The organism is Marinobacter sp. B-21 (assembly GCF_056857895.1).
Window position 1 is genome coordinate 40,792 of the sequence record NZ_JBSXNZ010000050.1, and the last position, 15,897, is coordinate 56,688.

Consider the following 15,897-nt stretch of genomic DNA (forward strand, 5'->3'; position numbering starts at 1 on the left):
AGTTGCTCCCCGGGTATGTGGGCCACCCCTCGCCCGAACCCGCCCAAAAAACCGGGTCGCAGGCAGAGGCAGCCAACCGTTTACCTGATTATGTCACTATGAAGTTTGCGGCAGGGCCGCCCCGGCCTCAGCGCGAGCGACTTCGCGGCCAACGAAAAAGCTGGCGAAGTAGGCGGCCAATCCCAAGGCGAACATGACACCGAAGCCAAGACGAACCCAATAAAATCCCATCAGTTCGCCTTGTGTGGCCATGAAGCTGAGTGCATCGCCTGACTCTGGTATCCGTTGCAGAGCGACCTGCCAGGCGCCGGCGACTGTCAGCGCCAGGGTAATACCAACCATGCTGATAGACATGGCCCAGAAGCCGAACTTCTCCACTTTCTGGGCAGCCAGCGGATTTCCCTGAGGGCGGCCCCGGAGGATTGGCATGGCATAGGAAATAATACACATCACGATCATCGCATAGGCACCAAAGAACGCCAGGTGGCCATGGGCTGCGGTTAACTGCGTACCGTGGGTGTAGTAGTTGACCGGAGCCAGAGTATGAAGGAAGCCCCAGACTCCAGCGCCAAGGAAGGCCATCACCGAGCAGCCCAGAGCCCAGGTTACGGCAACCTGGTTTTGGTGCGTGCGGCGACGCTCTTTGACCACCTTGAAAGCAAACAGCACCATCATGAAGAAAGGTACCGGCTCCAGTGCGGAGAATACCGAACCCATCCACAGCCAGTACTCGGGCGCGCCAATCCAGAAGTAGTGATGGCCCATCCCGATTAATCCGGAGATCAGGGCCATGGCGATGATCAGGTACAGCCACTTTTCAATGTATTCACGATCGACGCCGGTGACCTTGATCAGTACAAAGGCCAGAATCGCACCAAGGATCAATTCCCACACACCTTCCACCCAAAGGTGCACCACGAACCACCAGAAATACTTGTCGAGCGTCAGGTTGGCCGGGTTGTAAAACGAGAACAGGTAGAAAACCGCCAGCCCGACCAGACCGGTGATCAGAACCATGTTTATAACGGTCTTCCGTCCTTTAAGAATGGTCATTCCGATATTGAAGACAAAAGACAGGCAGACAATCACAATACCAATCTTGGTGATAGTGGGCTGTTCCAGGAATTCCCGGCCCATGGTTGGCCACAGATGATTCTTGGTGATTCTTGCCAGTTCCGCATAGGGGACGAGGAGGTATCCGAGCACTGTTACAACACTGGCCACAGCAAAAATCCAGAAGGTAATTCTGGCCAGCCTAGGGCTGAACAACTCGGTTTCAGACTCCTCTGGAACCAGGTAGTAACTGGCCCCCATGAACCCGAAGAGTATCCAGATGATCAAGAGGTTTACGTGGACCATCCGCGCGACATTAAAGGGGATGGCAGGGAATCCGATATCGCCATTGATATACTGGATGCCCATCAAAAGGCCAAAGGCAATTTGCGCGGCAAACAGTACCAGCGCAAAAATAAAATAGGGTTTTGCAACCTGTTGAGATGTGTACTTCATCATTGTCTTCCTGCCTCAACCTTCAACATTGGGTGGCCAGTCGTTGTCATCGACTCTGGACGTCCAGATCAGGAACTCCGCCAGTGCATCGACTTCTTCCTGAGTGAGATTGAACTGGGGCATTTTGCGCCGCCGGGGGTTATCCATTGGTTGAGCCGCAAGCCACGACTGCATGTACCCCTTGAAGGCCTCTTCATTCGCCATACCTCTGCGATCAAAGACGTTAGCCAACTCCGGCGCATAGTAAGCGCCCTCTCCCATCAGGCTGTGGCACCCGATACAATTGTTGGTTTCCCACAACTCCTTGCCATGGGCTACTTCCGGGGTAATGTTCTCACTGCGGCTTCGCTCCGGGAGTTGCCGTACGGTATCAACGGTCAAACCCAGGAGGAGCAACAGAAAGAAAAAGCTACCGCCGTAGTAAATGTTCCTGGCCATACTTTTGGTAAATTTCTCAGCCATAGCTGACTCCTGTTATGCATTGGTGGTTCAAACTGCAAACCGATTAGGCAATTGGCACGCCAAAGTTTTATCTTGTTGCTTTAACTGGTTTTTTCCGATGCATACGGGGAGTGTGTGGTACGAACGACAACGCTGAATTCAGGTCGTTTCGATAGCGAGTGTCACTTTGACAATGCATCGTCATGACACAGGGGTGTTGTCAAACTGCAGATTGGGTTGTGTCAGAGTGACACCGGGTATTCGGGCAATTCCCGCAAGCAGAAATCTTTTCATTAGAAAACAGTTGGTTGAAGAGCTGGCCCCGGAATTGCTGTTGTATTGCATCAGGCAACACAGGCAGCAGTCCAGACACCCGGGAAATGAGGAGTGCCCAATGACGGTCGAATTCAATGCGGATCTTCTGGTGAAATATGACACCTATGGCCCGCGCTATACCTCCTACCCGACTGCCGTGGAGTTTTCTGACAGTTTTGGAGATGCGGAGTACCGGCGTGAGCTTGAGCAAAGTAACCAGTTGCAGACACCCCTGTCCCTCTACTTTCACATTCCCTTCTGCAAATCCCTCTGTTTCTACTGCGCCTGCGCAAAGATAATTACCCACAAGCAAGAACGCAGTATTCCCTATCTTGAGCGCATTCATACCGAGATTGCCCGGCAGGCGGAGCTTGTCGATCCGAATCGGGAAGTCAGTCAGCTTCATTTCGGAGGCGGCACACCCACGTTTCTGCACGATGACCAACTCTCAGCGCTGCTATGGGAGATCAGCCGGAACTTCACCCTGGCGCCCCCCGAATCACGGGAGTTCTCCATAGAGATCGACCCACGGGCGGTGCGCAAGACCACGATCCCATTGCTGTATGAGCTGGGCTTCAATCGCATCAGTCTGGGTGTGCAGGATTTTGACCCCAAGGTTCAGAGTGCGGTGAACCGAATTCAGTCGGTCGAACAGACGTTCGCTGTAATCGATGCAGCGCGCGCAGCGGGCTACCGGTCAACCAATGTGGATTTGATCTACGGCTTGCCATACCAGACGGTTGAGAGCTTCAGTACGACCCTGGATACCATCCTGTCGAAACGGCCAGAGCGCCTGGCTATCTACAATTACGCGCACATGCCTGACAAGGTCAAAGCCCAGAAACTGATCAATGATGATGACCTTCCATCGCCCGAAACCAAGCTGGCCATTCTGGAGATGACCGTGGAGCGGCTCCAGGGGGCCGGTTACGTCTATCTTGGCATGGACCACTTTGCACTGCCTGACGACGAGCTGACCCTGGCCAAACACAACGGCCAGCTGCAAAGGAATTTCCAGGGCTATTCCACCTACGCAGACACGGATCTGATCGGAATTGGCATGACCTCCATCGGTAAAACGAATCACAGTTTCAGCCAGAACATGCGACAGGAGGACGATTATTTTGCGGCCATCGACAGTGGCTCTCTGGCTATCGCCCGAGGTTATCAGCTGTCTTTTGACGACCGGATCCGGCGTGATGTGATTCAGTCGTTGATGTGTCAGAACGAGGTGGTTTACGAGACAGTCAGCGCACGTTATGGCATCGATTTCTTCGATTATTTTTTCCGGGAGATGCGACAGCTTGCCGGGATGGCCATGGATAACCTCGTTATTATCAACGCTCACCGGGTCGCCGTCACACCGACCGGGCAATTACTGCTACGGAACATTGCCATGGTATTCGATGCATACCTCCACCCAACCGAAAGCAGGCATCAGTTTTCCAAGGTTATCTGATCCAAAAAGGGTTGCTTCAGGGGCTGCTGGTCAAGCTTTTGAGACCAAGCCGCTTGGCCATTCGGTGCAGGTTGCCCCGATCCATGCCCAGGGATTTTGCAGCCTGCGACCAGTTCTGGTTGTTTGCCGCCAACCGCTCGGAAATGAGATTTCTCTGGAAGTCCGCCAGTGCATCGTTCATGGCGGTATCCTCAGTTTTTTCCGGTTCCCGCGAGGCATCTGGCTCGATATCCGGGGTAGGCCGGAAAGTTATCGGTTGAACCTGGCCACCATCGATAAGGTCACAATGCCGGGCTTCCACAGTAGCTATGCCCCGCTGCTGCTCTGACCTCGCCCTGAGTGATGCCCGGCTGATGACATGCTCCAGTTCGCGGACGTTACCCGGCCAGGAATAGGCGGCCATCTGACTCAGTGCCTCCGGAGCGATACGGAGGCTCTTCAAACCGAGCTTGAGCCTCATTTTTTCGGCAAAGTAACCGGCCAGTAGCGGAATATCTCCATGACGGTCTCGCAGCGGCGGCACTTCCACCGGAAAAACACTGAGTCGATGGTAGAGGTCGCGGCGGAAATGACCGTTTTCGACATCCTCTTTCAGGTCCCGGTTGGTAGCCGCCAGAATGCGGACATCCACACGCCGGGTTTTATCCGCCCCCACCCTCTGAACCTCACCGTTTTGCAGGACCCTTAACATTTTGGCCTGCAGGAGCGGAGACAGCTCACCGATCTCATCAAGGAACAGGGTGCCGCCGTCTGCCAGCTCAAACTTACCGTCCCGATCCGAGGTGGCGCCAGTGAAGGAGCCCTTGGTGTGGCCAAAAAGCTCGCTTTCGGCAAGAGACTCCGGCAGTGCCGCGCAGTTGATATGAACCAGCGGCTGATCCGCCCGTGACGACAACAAGTGAATCGTCCGGGCTACCAGCTCTTTGCCAACGCCAGTCTCACCACCAATCAGGACAGACAAATCCGAGGCCGCTACCAGTTCGAGCTCTTTGTTGAGGTACTGCATTTCGGCGCTTTTACCAATGAGCTCCCCGCCATCCCGTTTCAGCGCCTCACTAACCAGTTCCTGCGCCAACAGGTTTTTATGTCTGGCCTGCTGCTCCAGCCATTCGATGAGCAGAGCCGAGCGCATGGCAGCCGCCGCCAGGGCAGAAAATGCAGACATGGTCTGGTCATCGACGCCATCGAACATGCCCGGCGTCAGGCCATCCAGTGTCAGAATGCCAAGCAGCTGTTGATCAACATAAAGGGCACAACCCATGCAAGCGTGAACTTCCAGGTTGCCTTCGTGCCCCAACACCAGCCCGTCATAGGGGTCAGGTAAATCGGAATCGGCGGGAAAGCGCACCGGTTGCTCCGATGCGATTATTTGCTGGAAGCGCGGGTGCTGGCGAGGATCAAACCGCCGCCCCAGAGTGTCGGTCGACAGACCGTCTATCGCTACCGGCACCAAGAGGTCATTTTCATACTTGAGTAGCACGGATGCATCACATGGCAGAACTCGGCGCACCGTACCCAGCAGCCGCTGGTAACGATCCTGCGCTGACAGGTCTTTTGTCAGATCGACAGCGATATCCAGTAATGCATCAATCATTTTCACCCTCCAAACTTATGCCCCTGTTGATGCGCCGAGAAAATGAGAACAATTCTTGACACTAATTAAAATGTATTCTATATATATCTTAAAGTAAGAGAGGAGGATCAGCAATGAACTATCAGGATATTCTAGGCAGCTGCAGTGAAACCACCGTCGGCCAGTTGGTCAGCCGGTGCCCCCAGACCCTGGACGTATTCCGAAAGTACGTGCCGGAAATTGAGGCCCACCGCCTGACAACCGTCGACATCGTCGCATCCATTGCCGATGTCGAGCCGAAGCGGTTGTGTCAGGAACTGTTTGATACGGTGATGGAAAAGTCACCGATTGAGGAGCTGGACACAGATGTGCTGCTGGAGCTCATATTACGGGGCTACGATGCCGGGCATATGGCGAAACTGCCAGAAATTCACCGGCTCGCCCGCAAGATCGAGGCAGTGCACAGGGCGAACCCTGACGTCCCAAAGGGCATCACACTGGCCATCAAAAAGCTGGAGCACACGCTCACCGACCACATTGAGCGGGAGAATGCCTACGTTCTGAAGCGGATGGAGCATGACCAGCCACCGAACCCGGACACGCCAATCGCTCAAATGAACGAAGAGCACTCCCTCATCAAACGGCAACTGGACAAGCTGCGTCAGATGACCCGGAACTACCGGGCTCCGGAGTCCGCCTGCCGGTCCTGGCAGCGGTTTTACCGGGAGTTGAAAGCGCTGGATTTCCGGTTGTCCGAGCAGATGTATCTGGAAAGAGAAGTGTTATTCCCGAGGTTTCAGTTCTGAGGGTAGATTTATACGTTAGGAGCAAATGCGCATGAGTAAACAATCTCCCGGCCAGCTATTCACGAGGTGCTGAAGAATACCCTGCAGGCTCACAAGACCCTGACAGACATCTACGAGTTACGGTCCAAGCTGGCGCAGAACGCCCGGGAGGCAGAGCTGTTCCGGGAGTTGGCGGCCAACCAGCAGGCCGAAGCCCGGCTGCAGTCCAGGGATATTGGCCGGCTGGAGATGTATTAGTCGTGCATCATCAACATCTACCCGCAACATGAACCCCGGTCAGATCAGGGCCCATGTTGCAGCAGGTACTCCCGATACACCCGGATCGATGCCAGCAGACTTTCCCGGTAGGCCGCACCGTACTGGTTGCCACCGGAGTCCGCCTCCCGGACGGCAGACTCGTACTGACCGATACCCTGCTTTGCAAAAGCCGCGGCGGTTGCCACACCGTCCCGGCCCTCGACAAACGCCAGTCGCTCCCACTCCCGGCTTTCCGGCGTATCCATGGCCCGCCTCCCATTGTTATTTCAGGGCTTCATGTAGCATAGTCGGTGTACGCTCCGCTTCAACCATCCCGCTGCGCACCAGAAAATCACCGAAGTGTTCCCCGGCTTCACGCTGCTCCCGGTACGCCCGGAACAGGGGCCGCAGCTCGGCCAGAACCGTGTCGACATCAATGTTCTCACGGTACAGCCGGTTCATCCGCTGTCCGGAGAAATCTGCCCCCAGGCAAAGAACGGGATATTGCCCATAACCCCCTGAAGTAAGGTGTTGGCGGGTTGGCCATTGCTAACCTAATCTTAAACCCATACAGAGAATGTATGAAATTCCAGGAGGGTAGCAGAATGTCGGTCTTTACCGTTCGCCTGTATCGTTACAACCCGGAACAGGACAACGCCCCCTACAATCAGGACATCGACGTTGACGGTGAATTTCGCAACCGCATGGTTCTCGATGTCCTGGAACACCTCAAAACCCGTGATCCAACACTGTCTTTTCGTCGTTCCTGCCGGGAAGGTGTTTGCGGTTCGGACGGGCTCAACATCAATGGTCGCAATGGCCTGGGCTGCATAACCCGGGTAGAGGATGCCCTCGGGAAGAAGGATATTCTGGAGGTCCGGCCGTTACCGGGTATGCCGGTTATCCGGGATCTGGTGGTAGACCAGTCACTGTTCTTCAAACAGTACGAACGTGTTCAGCCCTGGCTGATCAACGATACTCCTGATCCTGCAATCGAAAGGCTGCAGAGCCCGGAGGACCGCGCAAAGCTGGATGGGCTATACGAGTGCATTCTCTGTGCCTGCTGCACCTCCGCCTGCCCCTCCTGGTGGTGGAACCCGGAAAAGTACATCGGGCCATCCGGATTACTGCAGGCGTACCGGTTTTTGGTGGATTCACGGGATACAGCTACGAGTGAGCGACTGAAAAAGCTCGAAGATCCGTTCAGCGTGTTTCGCTGCCGAGGCATTGGCAACTGCACGGCTTACTGTCCCAAGGGGCTCAATCCCATGAAGGCCATCGGTCATATCAAGACCATGCTGCTTCGCGAACAGGTCTGATCACCCATGACAACGGGTTGATTCGGGAAATTTAACCAGACACCAATTGATCTATCTTCAAGAAGAAAACCCGGCCCTCTGATAGTCTGACGGGACATGTTTCTTCCCGAGGATGAGCAATGGCAGACGATCCCCGCAAGCCTGACTGGAACCCCCGAACGGATGAGGTTCTAAGGGACCAGATACGGGCCTACGATGCCATGCGCGCCCAGTGCCCGGTCGCCTGGAGTGATTACCAGCACTGGACGCTATTCAGGCATGGCGATGTAATGCGAGTGCTGGAAGATCACCAAACCTTCAGCAGTGCCGCATCTAACCATCTTTCGGTCCCCAATGGCATGGACCCGCCTGAACACACGCCCTATCGACAGGTAATCGAGCCCTACTTCTCGCAACAGGCAATGAGCGAATTCGAGCCAACCTGTCGCAACATTGCCCGCAACCTCATCAATAGTTTGCCCGACGGCCAGCCGTTCGATGTCGTGGAAAAGTTCAGCAGAGCCTTTGCCCTGCAGATACAGTGCGCTTTTATGGGCTGGCCTGATTCTCTCCATGAACCACTCCGCGAATGGGTACTAAAAAACCACCGGGCCACCCTGGCCCGTGACCGGCAGGCAATGGCTGAAGTTGCCCATGAGTTTGACGGCTATATTCACGACTTGCTGGAAACCCGGCGCCAGGCCGGAGCCAATGCCCCAAGAGACGTCACAACCTCGCTTATGGAAGAAGCCGTCAATGGTCGCCCCATGACCGATGGAGAGCTCACCAGCCTGCTGCGGAACTGGACTGTCGGTGAACTGGGCACAATCAGCTCCAGCGTATCGATTCTCCTGAGTTACCTGGCTGAACATCCGGATCTGAGACAGAGCCTCGCCAACGATACCGGCGCGTTGTCGGACGCTATTGATGAAATACTTCGTACGGATGCGCCACTGATGTCTAACCGCCGGGTCACAACCCGGGACGTGGAGATTGGCGGAAGAAGGATTCCCGCAGGCGAGAAAATCACCATCCTGTGGGCGTCCGCCAACCGTGACGAAAAGGTCTTCGGCGACCCGGATGCATTTTGCCCACAGAAGAACCGCGACCAGAATCTGCTTTACGGCGCCGGCGTTCACGTTTGCCCGGGGGCACCTCTGGCAAGGATGGAGCTCAGGGTTCTGGTGGAGGAATTTCTTTCCAGTGTCGACACCCTGAAACCTGCCCCCGGCAAGCAGCCTGAGCGGGCCGTTTTCCCGACCGGAGGCTTCAGTTACCTACCGATGCTCATTGAAAAGCGATAAGGGCTGCACCCGACACCAACCGGCGCAGCCGCATCATAACATCAAGATTGTTGGTCTCCATGGCCTCCAGCGCCTGCAGTGCATCTTCGGGCCGGTTTTCATGGTGTGCTTTCACGGCTTCAATAGCATAAACATGCACCAGCCGGTGAGGCTCTTCAATAGCCCGGAAATCCATCCGGCCGGCGTATTGCTCATTGCCATCCCCCTGATAGTACCACTGCCCCAGGCGGCATTCGCTTTCGGATGGCAGGCTGTCGGCCCGCCTGTCCGAAAGCCCGGCCAGAACCTGGTAGACTGTCAGTTTGATTTCCAGCTCTTCAAGATTCGCCAGTTCAATTTCTGACAACAGAGCAGCATTACCTAAAGCAGTTGACGACGTGTCAGCCAGGTCGATCAGAGACAGCAGGCGATCCCGTGCCGATTCCGCCTCTGCCGCCAGTTTTTCCATTTCTTCACTGCTGGCCTTACTGGCGGCTGAAACCGAGGTGGTCTTGGCACGAATCCGGCTGATGGCATCGTCAATTTCCCGGGTGGCTTCTCCGGCCCGGAACGCAAGATTACGCACTTCGGTAGCCACTACACTGAACCCCCGGCCATGCTCGCCGGCACGGGCGGCTTCGATACTGGCGTTTAAAGCCAGCAGAGAGGTCTGATCAGAGACTCCATCAATCACATCCACTAGTGTATTAATACTGCCGGTTTCCGATTCCAGCGCCTCAATCTGGCCAGCGGAATTGAGCACTCGCTCCCGGGCGCCGCCCAGTTGCTGTATCAATAGCGCCATACCATCTCGCACCCGACTGGATTCATCCCGGGTTTTCAAAGCTTCACTTCTACGAGAGCCCAGCAGATCCGATAACTCACTGAAAGACCCCTTGAGCTCGGAAAGGGATGAGCCAAACTGACCGAGGCCAGACATCAGTCGGTGACTGAGCTTGAGCTCAGCCTGGGTTTGCTCCAGAGCATCGGTTTCTGCCTCCAGACGGCTCTCAAGCACCCTCTTCTGCTCACTGATCTGTCCGTAGGCCTCCTTCAATGCCGACAACTCCCCTTCAAGCAACTCTGCGCGCTTTGTGGACGGCCAAAAAGTCATAAAAACTCCAGCTTCTTAATTTAATACATATTTAATGCATATTATATCCATCTTTTTGGAGGCAACTGTACGGATTTGTAACAACCACCAGCAAGACCAGTGGCGCGGCGCCTGCTTCAAAGTTGATTATTCAGAATGAAGTCCCGCAGCGCTACCGCATTGTTATGCCCGGTATCTTTCGCCGCAAACACCAGAGTAATGCGGTTGTGCTCTTCAAGCAGGTTTTTGAGTTTCTCAAGCTCCTCCCCGGCCTCATCCGTGGCCAACTCCCTGAGGTATCGTTCCCGGAATTCTGGCCATTTATCCGAATCGTGGCCGAACCACTTCCGTAGCCCGGTGGACGGTGCCAGCCCTTTCAACCAGTGGGCAATGTCGGCATCTTCTTTGGCAACCCCTCGAGGCCAAATACGATCCACAAGCACTCGCGGACCGTCTGAGCGTGCGGGGGCCTCGTAGGCACGTTTCAGCCGGATGTCCATTGTTCCCTCGTTATGTGAACGTAATATCCCCGAGCCTACTCCCGGAGTTCCATGCTTGCAAAAATCGGGGTGAGGGCCAGCCTGACCGTGTCTCTATCATTTCGGGATATGCACCCAGTGCCGATCTGCTCATTCAGCATCTGATCGCTGCGAGCGACCTGTACGGCAAATCTATCAACACCGCGGTCAGCCAGGCACTGACCCACCCCCATAATCTGCTCCGGACCATGCAACCCGCCATGCCAGGTCATCCGGCACTCAAAATCCACATTGGCTTTTTGCAACGCCTCAATAGCGGCCCAGCTTTCCGGGCCGGAGTAGCGACTCGTGGTTACTGCTTCGTAGTCAGAAGGCATGGCTTTGATATCCAGCCCTACCCAGTCCAGCCAGGGCAGGAGTGGTTTTAGCAGGTCAAGGTGGGGGGCTCCGGTATGCAGGCCGTTGCGAAAACTCATCTCGCGGGTCTGCTTAAGGGCGGGCAGCAGGGCTTTCTGGATGGTCGGTTCGCCACCGCTGAACACCACCGCATCCAGCAAGCCTTGCCGGCCCTCAAGATGATGCTTTACCTGCTGCCAGGTAACTTTCTCATCATCGGTCTTCAGTGGTATGAGGTGAGGGTTATGGCAATAATGGCAACGCCAGGGGCAACCCTGAAGAAACAGGGTTGCCGCCAGGTGTTGTGGATAATCGACGGTGGAGAAGGCAGCCATGCCCCCGATCACCAGGTTATCCGCGGTCATTTCAACGCTCCCGGAAGTGAGTGCGTTCACGGTGTTCGGACTGCTTGCCCTTGTTGAAGGCAGACACCGGGCGGTGATAACCCATTACCCGTGTCCATACTTCACAACGCTGGCGTTGGCTGTCATCGGCAAGCTTCTGGTTTTCCATGCTAATCTCCTTTTACTCGTCTTGGGAAAGTTCCGGGGGTGGCTGTTGCAGCAGCCACCCCCGGTTTTACCGGAGCCCTGCCCCGGAAATCAGGCCACAGCCTCTGGCTTCTGGGGTAACGCTTGCTCTGCCATCAGCAGTTCATCGCATTTCGGACAGAATTTGTGCTCGCCATTGAGGTAACCGTGCACTGGGCAAACCGAGAAGGTGGGCGTTACTGTGATATACGGCAATCGGTAATTCTCCAGCACCCGTTGTACAAACCGACCGCAGGTGGCAGCATCGATGACGCGCTCGCGCATATACAGATGTAGTACGGTGCCACCGGTGTAGCGGGTTTGCAGCTCATCCTGAAGGTCCAGAGCCTCGAAGGGGTCATCCGTATAACCCACTGGGAGCTGACTGGAATTGGTGTAGTAGGAAGCATCGGGTATGCCTGCCTGCAGGATACCGGTAAAACGTTTCTGGTCCTCCCTGGCAAACCGGTAGGTGGTGCCTTCGGCTGGCGTGGCCTCCAGGTTGTAGAGGTTGCCGGTTTCTTTCTGGTAGGCCTTCATGCGTTCGCGAACGTGGTCAAGAACGTCCAGAGCAAGCGCCCGGCCTGACTCGCTGGTGATGTCTTCCCGGTCATCCGTGTAATTGCGGACCATCTCGTTCAATCCATTCACCCCAATGGTGGAGAAGTGGTTTCTCAGGGTCCCCAGGTAGCGTTTGGTGTAAGGGAACAGACCCTCTGCCATCAACTGGTCAATCACCCTGCGCTTGGTTTCCAGGCTATCCCGGGCCAGGCCCATCAGCTTATCCAACCGGGCAAGCAGCGCGCTCTTTTGCCCCTTGTAGAGATATCCAAGGCGAGCGCAGTTTACGGTAACGACACCCAGAGAGCCGGTTTGCTCGGCGGAACCGAACAGGCCATTACCGCGTTTGAGCAGCTCGCGCAGGTCCAGCTGCAGGCGACAGCACATGGAACGGACCATGTTGGGCTCCAGGTCTGAATTCAGGAAGTTCTGAAAATACGGCAGGCCGTAGCGGGCGGTCATTTCAAACAGTCGCAGGGCATTGTCCGACTCCCAGTCAAAATCCCGGGTGATGTTGTAAGTGGGAATGGGAAAGGTGAATACCCGGCCCATGCTGTCACCAGCGGTCATCACTTCAATATAGGCCTGGTTGATAATGTCCATTTCGGCCTGCAGGTCGCCATAACTGAAGGGCATTTCCACACCGGCAATCACCGGGATCTGTCCACGCAGGTCTTCCGGGCACACCCAGTCCAGGGTGATGTTGGTGAAGGGAGTCTGGGTGCCCCAGCGGGAGGGTACGTTCAGGTTGTAGACAAACTCCTGGACACACTGGCGAACCGCTTCATAGCTCAGGTTGTCCTTACGGATATACGGCGCAAGGTAGGTGTCGAAGGAGCTGAAGGCTTGGGCCCCTGCCCATTCGTTTTGCAGGGTGCCGAGAAAGTTCACCATCTGGCCGATGGCGCTGGACAAGTGCCTGGGAGGCCCGGCTTCCACTTTGCCCGGCACACCGTTGAGCCCCTCATGCAGCAGAGTTCGCAAGGACCAGCCGGCACAGTAACCACTGAGCATATCGAGGTCATGAATGTGCAGATCGGCATCACGGTGGGCCTGGCCGATTTCCGGGGTGTAAACCTCGTTCAGCCAGTAGTTGGCAATCACCTTGCCGGCGGTATTCAGAATCAGACCGCCGAGGGAGTAGCCCTGATTGGCGTTGGCGTTTACCCGCCAGTCGCTGCGATGAAGGTATTCACTAACGGTGGCCGAGATATCCAGCAAGGATGGATCGGCAGCTTCTGAGGTGGTCGTGGCGGGCATGTGCTCCTCCTGGAATCGCATCAGGTCTGTAGAACCTTCGCGTATACAGGAGATCACACACGGGCAACCAGACCCGGGGCTTGACCAACTGTTCACCCTGAGTCGCGAAGGTGCAGTGCATGTTGCCCTGGCAGGTCTTCGGACTCAGGGGCGTGAACCTTCCGGTTCGGCCTTGCGTGGCGACTTCCCGGCTTGCGCCAGTGTCATCATGCCACGGTTGTTCCCCAATACCGCTGCGCGTCAGTTCCGGAGTCTCACCGGATTCCTTGCCACAAACACAACATATTGTGGCTTACCAGGACACAATTACTATATATATTAATGCAGAAAAATTCAACCAAGAAAATTTATCTCGTTTACTTCTTAAAAATCGAACAAAGGGAGAGAATGAGCGAGGGATTGGGAAACAGAGGAAAGGCGGCGGCAACACCAGCCAGCCCGGTAACGGACAAGCTGGCTGGAGGCCTTCAATTAATCAGTAACCACCTTTCTTGCCGGTACCCACGTAGGCAAAATCCCACTCCACATCGAACGGAACCCACCATTTGCCGACACCGGTTTCTTTGTCCTTATGGCGATAAAATCCCTGATAGGGGGGCGGATCAATGTGATAAACCACATGGTATTTGCCCGGGCCGTCCAGCTTGATGTTGGCACCGTAGTGCGGTCCATCAGAGGCCACCATCGGCATGAAAGCGCCGGTTCTGGACCAATCCGAACCATCTTTGGTCAGCGTGAAGGTAATTCCCAGATAAGGAACCCAGGCACCGGCACCGTTATTGTTACCAGGCAGTGCGGCGATATCCGCTTCCAGATGGATATCCTTTTCACCCATGCCCGGCAGTTCCGGTGTCATCATCACCGGCTGCAGGTACACCGCGCCGATTTCCATGCCATGCTTCTCTACGGGCTCACCGACCACCACTTCGCCAGCAATAGCGTGGCCGGCAAGCACCAGGCTGCCGGTCAACATGGCAGCAGCAGTGAATGCGCGAGTGCTTGTTTTCATAGCCTTACTCCTCTTTTAGGGTGGTTTCACATCTTCTTTTTTGATCGGGAACTTGCCGGAATGCGGTAGATCTCAGAGCACCGCCATCCACCAGGCGGCAGCCATGGCACTGCTGCCCGCCGCACTCGGTAACAGCGCCAGCCAGCGGCCACGGCCAACACCCAGGCCCTGCAGAATTCGCCAGGCCAGCCAAACACTCCAGACCCAGCCGAGAAAAATCATTGCGGCTTTCGCATTACTGACCTGCACGGCGGTCATACCCAGGCGCAGAAAGGGGGTGAACAGCTCGGTGGCGAGGCCGATCATCAGAGCCATCAGCGCCACGGGGGCCTGGCTGTAACCAATCTGGACGAAGGCCTGAAACAGGCTTGCGGTACCGCCCTGCAACCTGGCCAGCCCGGCACTCGCCAGACATGCCACACTCAGCACCAGAGCAGACAATGCCATGACCGCGACCATGGTGCCGGCGATCATGAAGAAATCGAGCCAGCGAAAGACTTCCCGGCGCTCCGGATGCACACTCATCAGCCAGGCCGGCCCAGGCTTACCAATCCAGTACTGGCCCTGTTCGATAAACCAGGTACCTGCCACTTGCCGCCAGTCGCTGTAAAATGGCAGCACCAGCCATAAGAAGCCACCCAGAGCCACACCGGCACCCAGAAAGATAAACAGGATTTCCCAACCATCCGGGGCATGATGACGAATGGATTCCAGTTCCTGACCCGGCCTGCGGAAAGACACCGCCAGGCCCGCTGTATGGCCGGGCAGAATACAGCGCAGGCATTCGATGCAATGGCGAGTAGCCCGTTTACGGGGCAAGTCGATATAGGTAGGGCAAATGGTTTTGTCAGTGAGTTCGTCCGGTCCGGACTTCCACTTTCGCGGGCAAAGCTGCACCGCACCCAGGCGGGCAAATACCCCCAGTAATAACCCTATGGGGCACAGGTGCCGGCACCATACCCGCTTGTTGCGCCCCCAGAGCCAACCGACGATGACGGCCATTACGAAGGTGCCGCCGAAGATTTCCAGAGTCGCCTCCGGGTGGTCACGTACACCGGTGGTCTGGCCCAACAGGGTGATAATGATAAAGCTGAGGATGGGCGTGCCCGGCCAGCGAACCCATGCCGGTGTCTGCATTTTCAGTCCATGGCGGTTGGCCAGTTCCGACGCGGCCCCCATCGGGCACAGAAAACCGCACCAGCTTCTTCCGGTAATCACCACCGAGAAAAACACCAGAGGGAACCACACACCCCACAGCAGATAGTTTGCCAGCACCCGGCCATCATCCAGAAAGGTTGCCTGTTCTGCTGACTCCGGCAGATACACAGGGACGACCAGCACAGCCAGGAATACCAGGAACATGACCACATGCACCCAGGGCAACCAAGGACCCAGACGGGAGAGAATGCGTTCTACACCGGGATGCTTTGAAGCACGATCAGAACCCCCAACAAAACGCGTTGGCGCTGAGGTTTCACTGATGTCTTTTATGGGAATGGCATTCATAGCGTTACCCCTGATGAACCACACCAACTTTACAACAGAAAAAACCTAATGATAATGATTCTTATCAAACCCCAGTCTTTGGTCTCATCTCCATGAGCCGGGTGGAAAATTGACGGGCACCTCGTTTTCAACCAACCAGCGA

Annotated in this window: 16 protein-coding genes, 1 pseudogene and 1 riboswitch; of the genes and pseudogenes, 5 read left to right on the plus strand and 12 right to left on the minus strand. The window is 55.8% G+C overall.

Translation table 11 applies throughout. The annotated features are described in order from the left end of the window. Positions 1-96 precede the first annotated feature (96 nt). Both AC13C0_RS03805 and AC13C0_RS03810 read right to left on the minus strand, forming a co-directional pair. On the minus strand, positions 97-1,509 hold the full coding sequence (locus AC13C0_RS03805; protein ID WP_341582789.1) for a cbb3-type cytochrome c oxidase subunit I: 1,413 nt from the start codon (positions 1,507-1,509) through the stop codon (positions 97-99). 15 nt (positions 1,510-1,524) lie between these two features. Further along, complete coding sequence (locus AC13C0_RS03810; RefSeq protein WP_341582578.1) at positions 1,525-1,971, minus strand: c-type cytochrome; 447 nt, start codon at positions 1,969-1,971, stop codon at positions 1,525-1,527. Between the two features lie 373 nt (positions 1,972-2,344). On the opposite strand from AC13C0_RS03810, the gene hemN reads away from it, so the two are divergent. Continuing rightward, positions 2,345-3,724 (plus strand): oxygen-independent coproporphyrinogen III oxidase, encoded by a 1,380-nt coding sequence (gene hemN / locus AC13C0_RS03815; protein ID WP_341582580.1) that lies wholly within the window; start codon positions 2,345-2,347, stop codon positions 3,722-3,724. A gap of 16 nt (positions 3,725-3,740) precedes the next feature. On the opposite strand, the gene norR is transcribed toward hemN, so the two are convergent. Further along, entirely contained in the window at positions 3,741-5,318 is a 1,578-nt protein-coding gene (gene norR / locus AC13C0_RS03820) for a nitric oxide reductase transcriptional regulator NorR (protein ID WP_341582582.1), read from the minus strand. Positions 5,319-5,431: 113 nt separating this feature from the next. On the opposite strand from norR, the gene AC13C0_RS03825 reads away from it, so the two are divergent. Then, a complete protein-coding gene (locus tag AC13C0_RS03825) occupies positions 5,432-6,103 on the plus strand; it encodes a hemerythrin domain-containing protein (protein WP_117618210.1) in 672 nt (223 codons plus the stop codon). Positions 6,104-6,169: 66 nt separating this feature from the next. Continuing rightward, positions 6,170-6,340, plus strand: a complete 171-nt coding sequence (locus AC13C0_RS03830; RefSeq protein ID WP_341582583.1) for a hypothetical protein — start codon at positions 6,170-6,172, stop codon at positions 6,338-6,340. Between the two features lie 44 nt (positions 6,341-6,384). Here AC13C0_RS03830 and AC13C0_RS03835 read toward each other — a convergent pair whose 3' ends face one another. Together AC13C0_RS03835 and AC13C0_RS03840 are read right to left on the minus strand one after the other, a co-directional pair. Continuing rightward, positions 6,385-6,606 carry a hypothetical protein gene (locus AC13C0_RS03835; RefSeq protein ID WP_117618211.1) on the minus strand — a complete coding sequence of 74 codons (222 nt, stop codon included), beginning with the start codon at positions 6,604-6,606 and terminating at the stop codon, positions 6,385-6,387. A 16-nt stretch (positions 6,607-6,622) separates the two neighbouring features. Next, positions 6,623-6,802, minus strand: coding sequence for a hypothetical protein (locus AC13C0_RS03840; protein WP_117618212.1), 180 nt, complete (start codon positions 6,800-6,802; stop codon positions 6,623-6,625). A 143-nt stretch (positions 6,803-6,945) separates the two neighbouring features. Here AC13C0_RS03840 and AC13C0_RS03845 point away from each other — a divergent pair, with 143 nt between their 5' ends. Together AC13C0_RS03845 and AC13C0_RS03850 are read left to right on the plus strand one after the other, a co-directional pair. Then, entirely contained in the window at positions 6,946-7,659 is a 714-nt protein-coding gene (locus tag AC13C0_RS03845) for a succinate dehydrogenase iron-sulfur subunit (RefSeq protein WP_117618213.1), read from the plus strand. A gap of 119 nt (positions 7,660-7,778) precedes the next feature. Continuing rightward, the gene (locus AC13C0_RS03850) at positions 7,779-8,942 is read left to right on the plus strand and encodes a cytochrome P450 (RefSeq protein ID WP_117618214.1); all 1,164 of its coding nucleotides are present in this window, start codon (positions 7,779-7,781) and stop codon (positions 8,940-8,942) included. Here the strand turns inward: AC13C0_RS03850 and AC13C0_RS03855 are convergent. From AC13C0_RS03855 to AC13C0_RS03885, 7 genes and pseudogenes are all read right to left on the minus strand, one after another. Further along, the gene (locus AC13C0_RS03855; protein ID WP_341582585.1) at positions 8,926-10,035 is read right to left on the minus strand and encodes a methyl-accepting chemotaxis protein; all 1,110 of its coding nucleotides are present in this window, start codon (positions 10,033-10,035) and stop codon (positions 8,926-8,928) included. The genes AC13C0_RS03850 and AC13C0_RS03855 overlap by 17 nt on opposite strands. Positions 10,036-10,151: 116 nt before the next feature. Further along, the gene (locus AC13C0_RS03860) at positions 10,152-10,514 is read right to left on the minus strand and encodes a DUF488 domain-containing protein (RefSeq protein ID WP_117618216.1); all 363 of its coding nucleotides are present in this window, start codon (positions 10,512-10,514) and stop codon (positions 10,152-10,154) included. Between the two features lie 35 nt (positions 10,515-10,549). Beyond that, positions 10,550-11,254: an anaerobic ribonucleoside-triphosphate reductase activating protein gene (locus AC13C0_RS03865; protein ID WP_205422294.1), complete on the minus strand. Its 705-nt coding sequence runs from the start codon at positions 11,252-11,254 to the stop codon at positions 10,550-10,552. Between the two features lies 1 nt (position 11,255). After that, complete coding sequence (gene nrdD / locus AC13C0_RS03870) at positions 11,256-11,402, minus strand: anaerobic ribonucleoside-triphosphate reductase (RefSeq protein ID WP_117618217.1); 147 nt, start codon at positions 11,400-11,402, stop codon at positions 11,256-11,258. 89 nt (positions 11,403-11,491) lie between these two features. Continuing rightward, positions 11,492-13,204: pseudogene (locus AC13C0_RS03875) on the minus strand (ribonucleoside triphosphate reductase); the annotation flags it as partial. Positions 13,205-13,352: 148 nt separating this feature from the next. Next, positions 13,353-13,555: riboswitch (cobalamin riboswitch) on the minus strand. Positions 13,556-13,715: 160 nt separating this feature from the next. Further along, complete coding sequence (locus tag AC13C0_RS03880) at positions 13,716-14,249, minus strand: iron transporter (protein WP_117618219.1); 534 nt, start codon at positions 14,247-14,249, stop codon at positions 13,716-13,718. A 72-nt stretch (positions 14,250-14,321) separates the two neighbouring features. Next, positions 14,322-15,755 (minus strand): 4Fe-4S binding protein, encoded by a 1,434-nt coding sequence (locus AC13C0_RS03885; protein WP_117618220.1) that lies wholly within the window; start codon positions 15,753-15,755, stop codon positions 14,322-14,324. Between the last annotated feature and the right edge of the window lie 142 nt (positions 15,756-15,897).

What these genes read in the sequence shown, in the direction of transcription:
- hemN (WP_341582580.1), top strand. Translation starts at nt 2,345, where the DNA reads ATGACGGTCGAATTCAATGCGGATCTTCTGGTGAAATATGACACCTAT.
- norR (WP_341582582.1), bottom strand. Translation starts at nt 5,318, where the DNA reads ATGATTGATGCATTACTGGATATCGCTGTCGATCTGACAAAAGACCTG.
- AC13C0_RS03885 (WP_117618220.1), bottom strand. Translation starts at nt 15,755, where the DNA reads ATGAATGCCATTCCCATAAAAGACATCAGTGAAACCTCAGCGCCAACG.
- AC13C0_RS03860 (WP_117618216.1), bottom strand. Translation starts at nt 10,514, where the DNA reads ATGGACATCCGGCTGAAACGTGCCTACGAGGCCCCCGCACGCTCAGAC.
- AC13C0_RS03880 (WP_117618219.1), bottom strand. Translation starts at nt 14,249, where the DNA reads ATGAAAACAAGCACTCGCGCATTCACTGCTGCTGCCATGTTGACCGGC.
- AC13C0_RS03850 (WP_117618214.1), top strand. Translation starts at nt 7,779, where the DNA reads ATGGCAGACGATCCCCGCAAGCCTGACTGGAACCCCCGAACGGATGAG.
- AC13C0_RS03805 (WP_341582789.1), bottom strand. Translation starts at nt 1,509, where the DNA reads ATGAAGTACACATCTCAACAGGTTGCAAAACCCTATTTTATTTTTGCG.
- nrdD (WP_117618217.1), bottom strand. Translation starts at nt 11,402, where the DNA reads ATGGAAAACCAGAAGCTTGCCGATGACAGCCAACGCCAGCGTTGTGAA.
- AC13C0_RS03840 (WP_117618212.1), bottom strand. Translation starts at nt 6,802, where the DNA reads ATGAACCGGCTGTACCGTGAGAACATTGATGTCGACACGGTTCTGGCC.
- AC13C0_RS03845 (WP_117618213.1), top strand. Translation starts at nt 6,946, where the DNA reads ATGTCGGTCTTTACCGTTCGCCTGTATCGTTACAACCCGGAACAGGAC.
- AC13C0_RS03825 (WP_117618210.1), top strand. Translation starts at nt 5,432, where the DNA reads ATGAACTATCAGGATATTCTAGGCAGCTGCAGTGAAACCACCGTCGGC.
- AC13C0_RS03855 (WP_341582585.1), bottom strand. Translation starts at nt 10,035, where the DNA reads ATGACTTTTTGGCCGTCCACAAAGCGCGCAGAGTTGCTTGAAGGGGAG.
- AC13C0_RS03865 (WP_205422294.1), bottom strand. Translation starts at nt 11,254, where the DNA reads ATGACCGCGGATAACCTGGTGATCGGGGGCATGGCTGCCTTCTCCACC.
- AC13C0_RS03810 (WP_341582578.1), bottom strand. Translation starts at nt 1,971, where the DNA reads ATGGCTGAGAAATTTACCAAAAGTATGGCCAGGAACATTTACTACGGC.
- AC13C0_RS03835 (WP_117618211.1), bottom strand. Translation starts at nt 6,606, where the DNA reads ATGGATACGCCGGAAAGCCGGGAGTGGGAGCGACTGGCGTTTGTCGAG.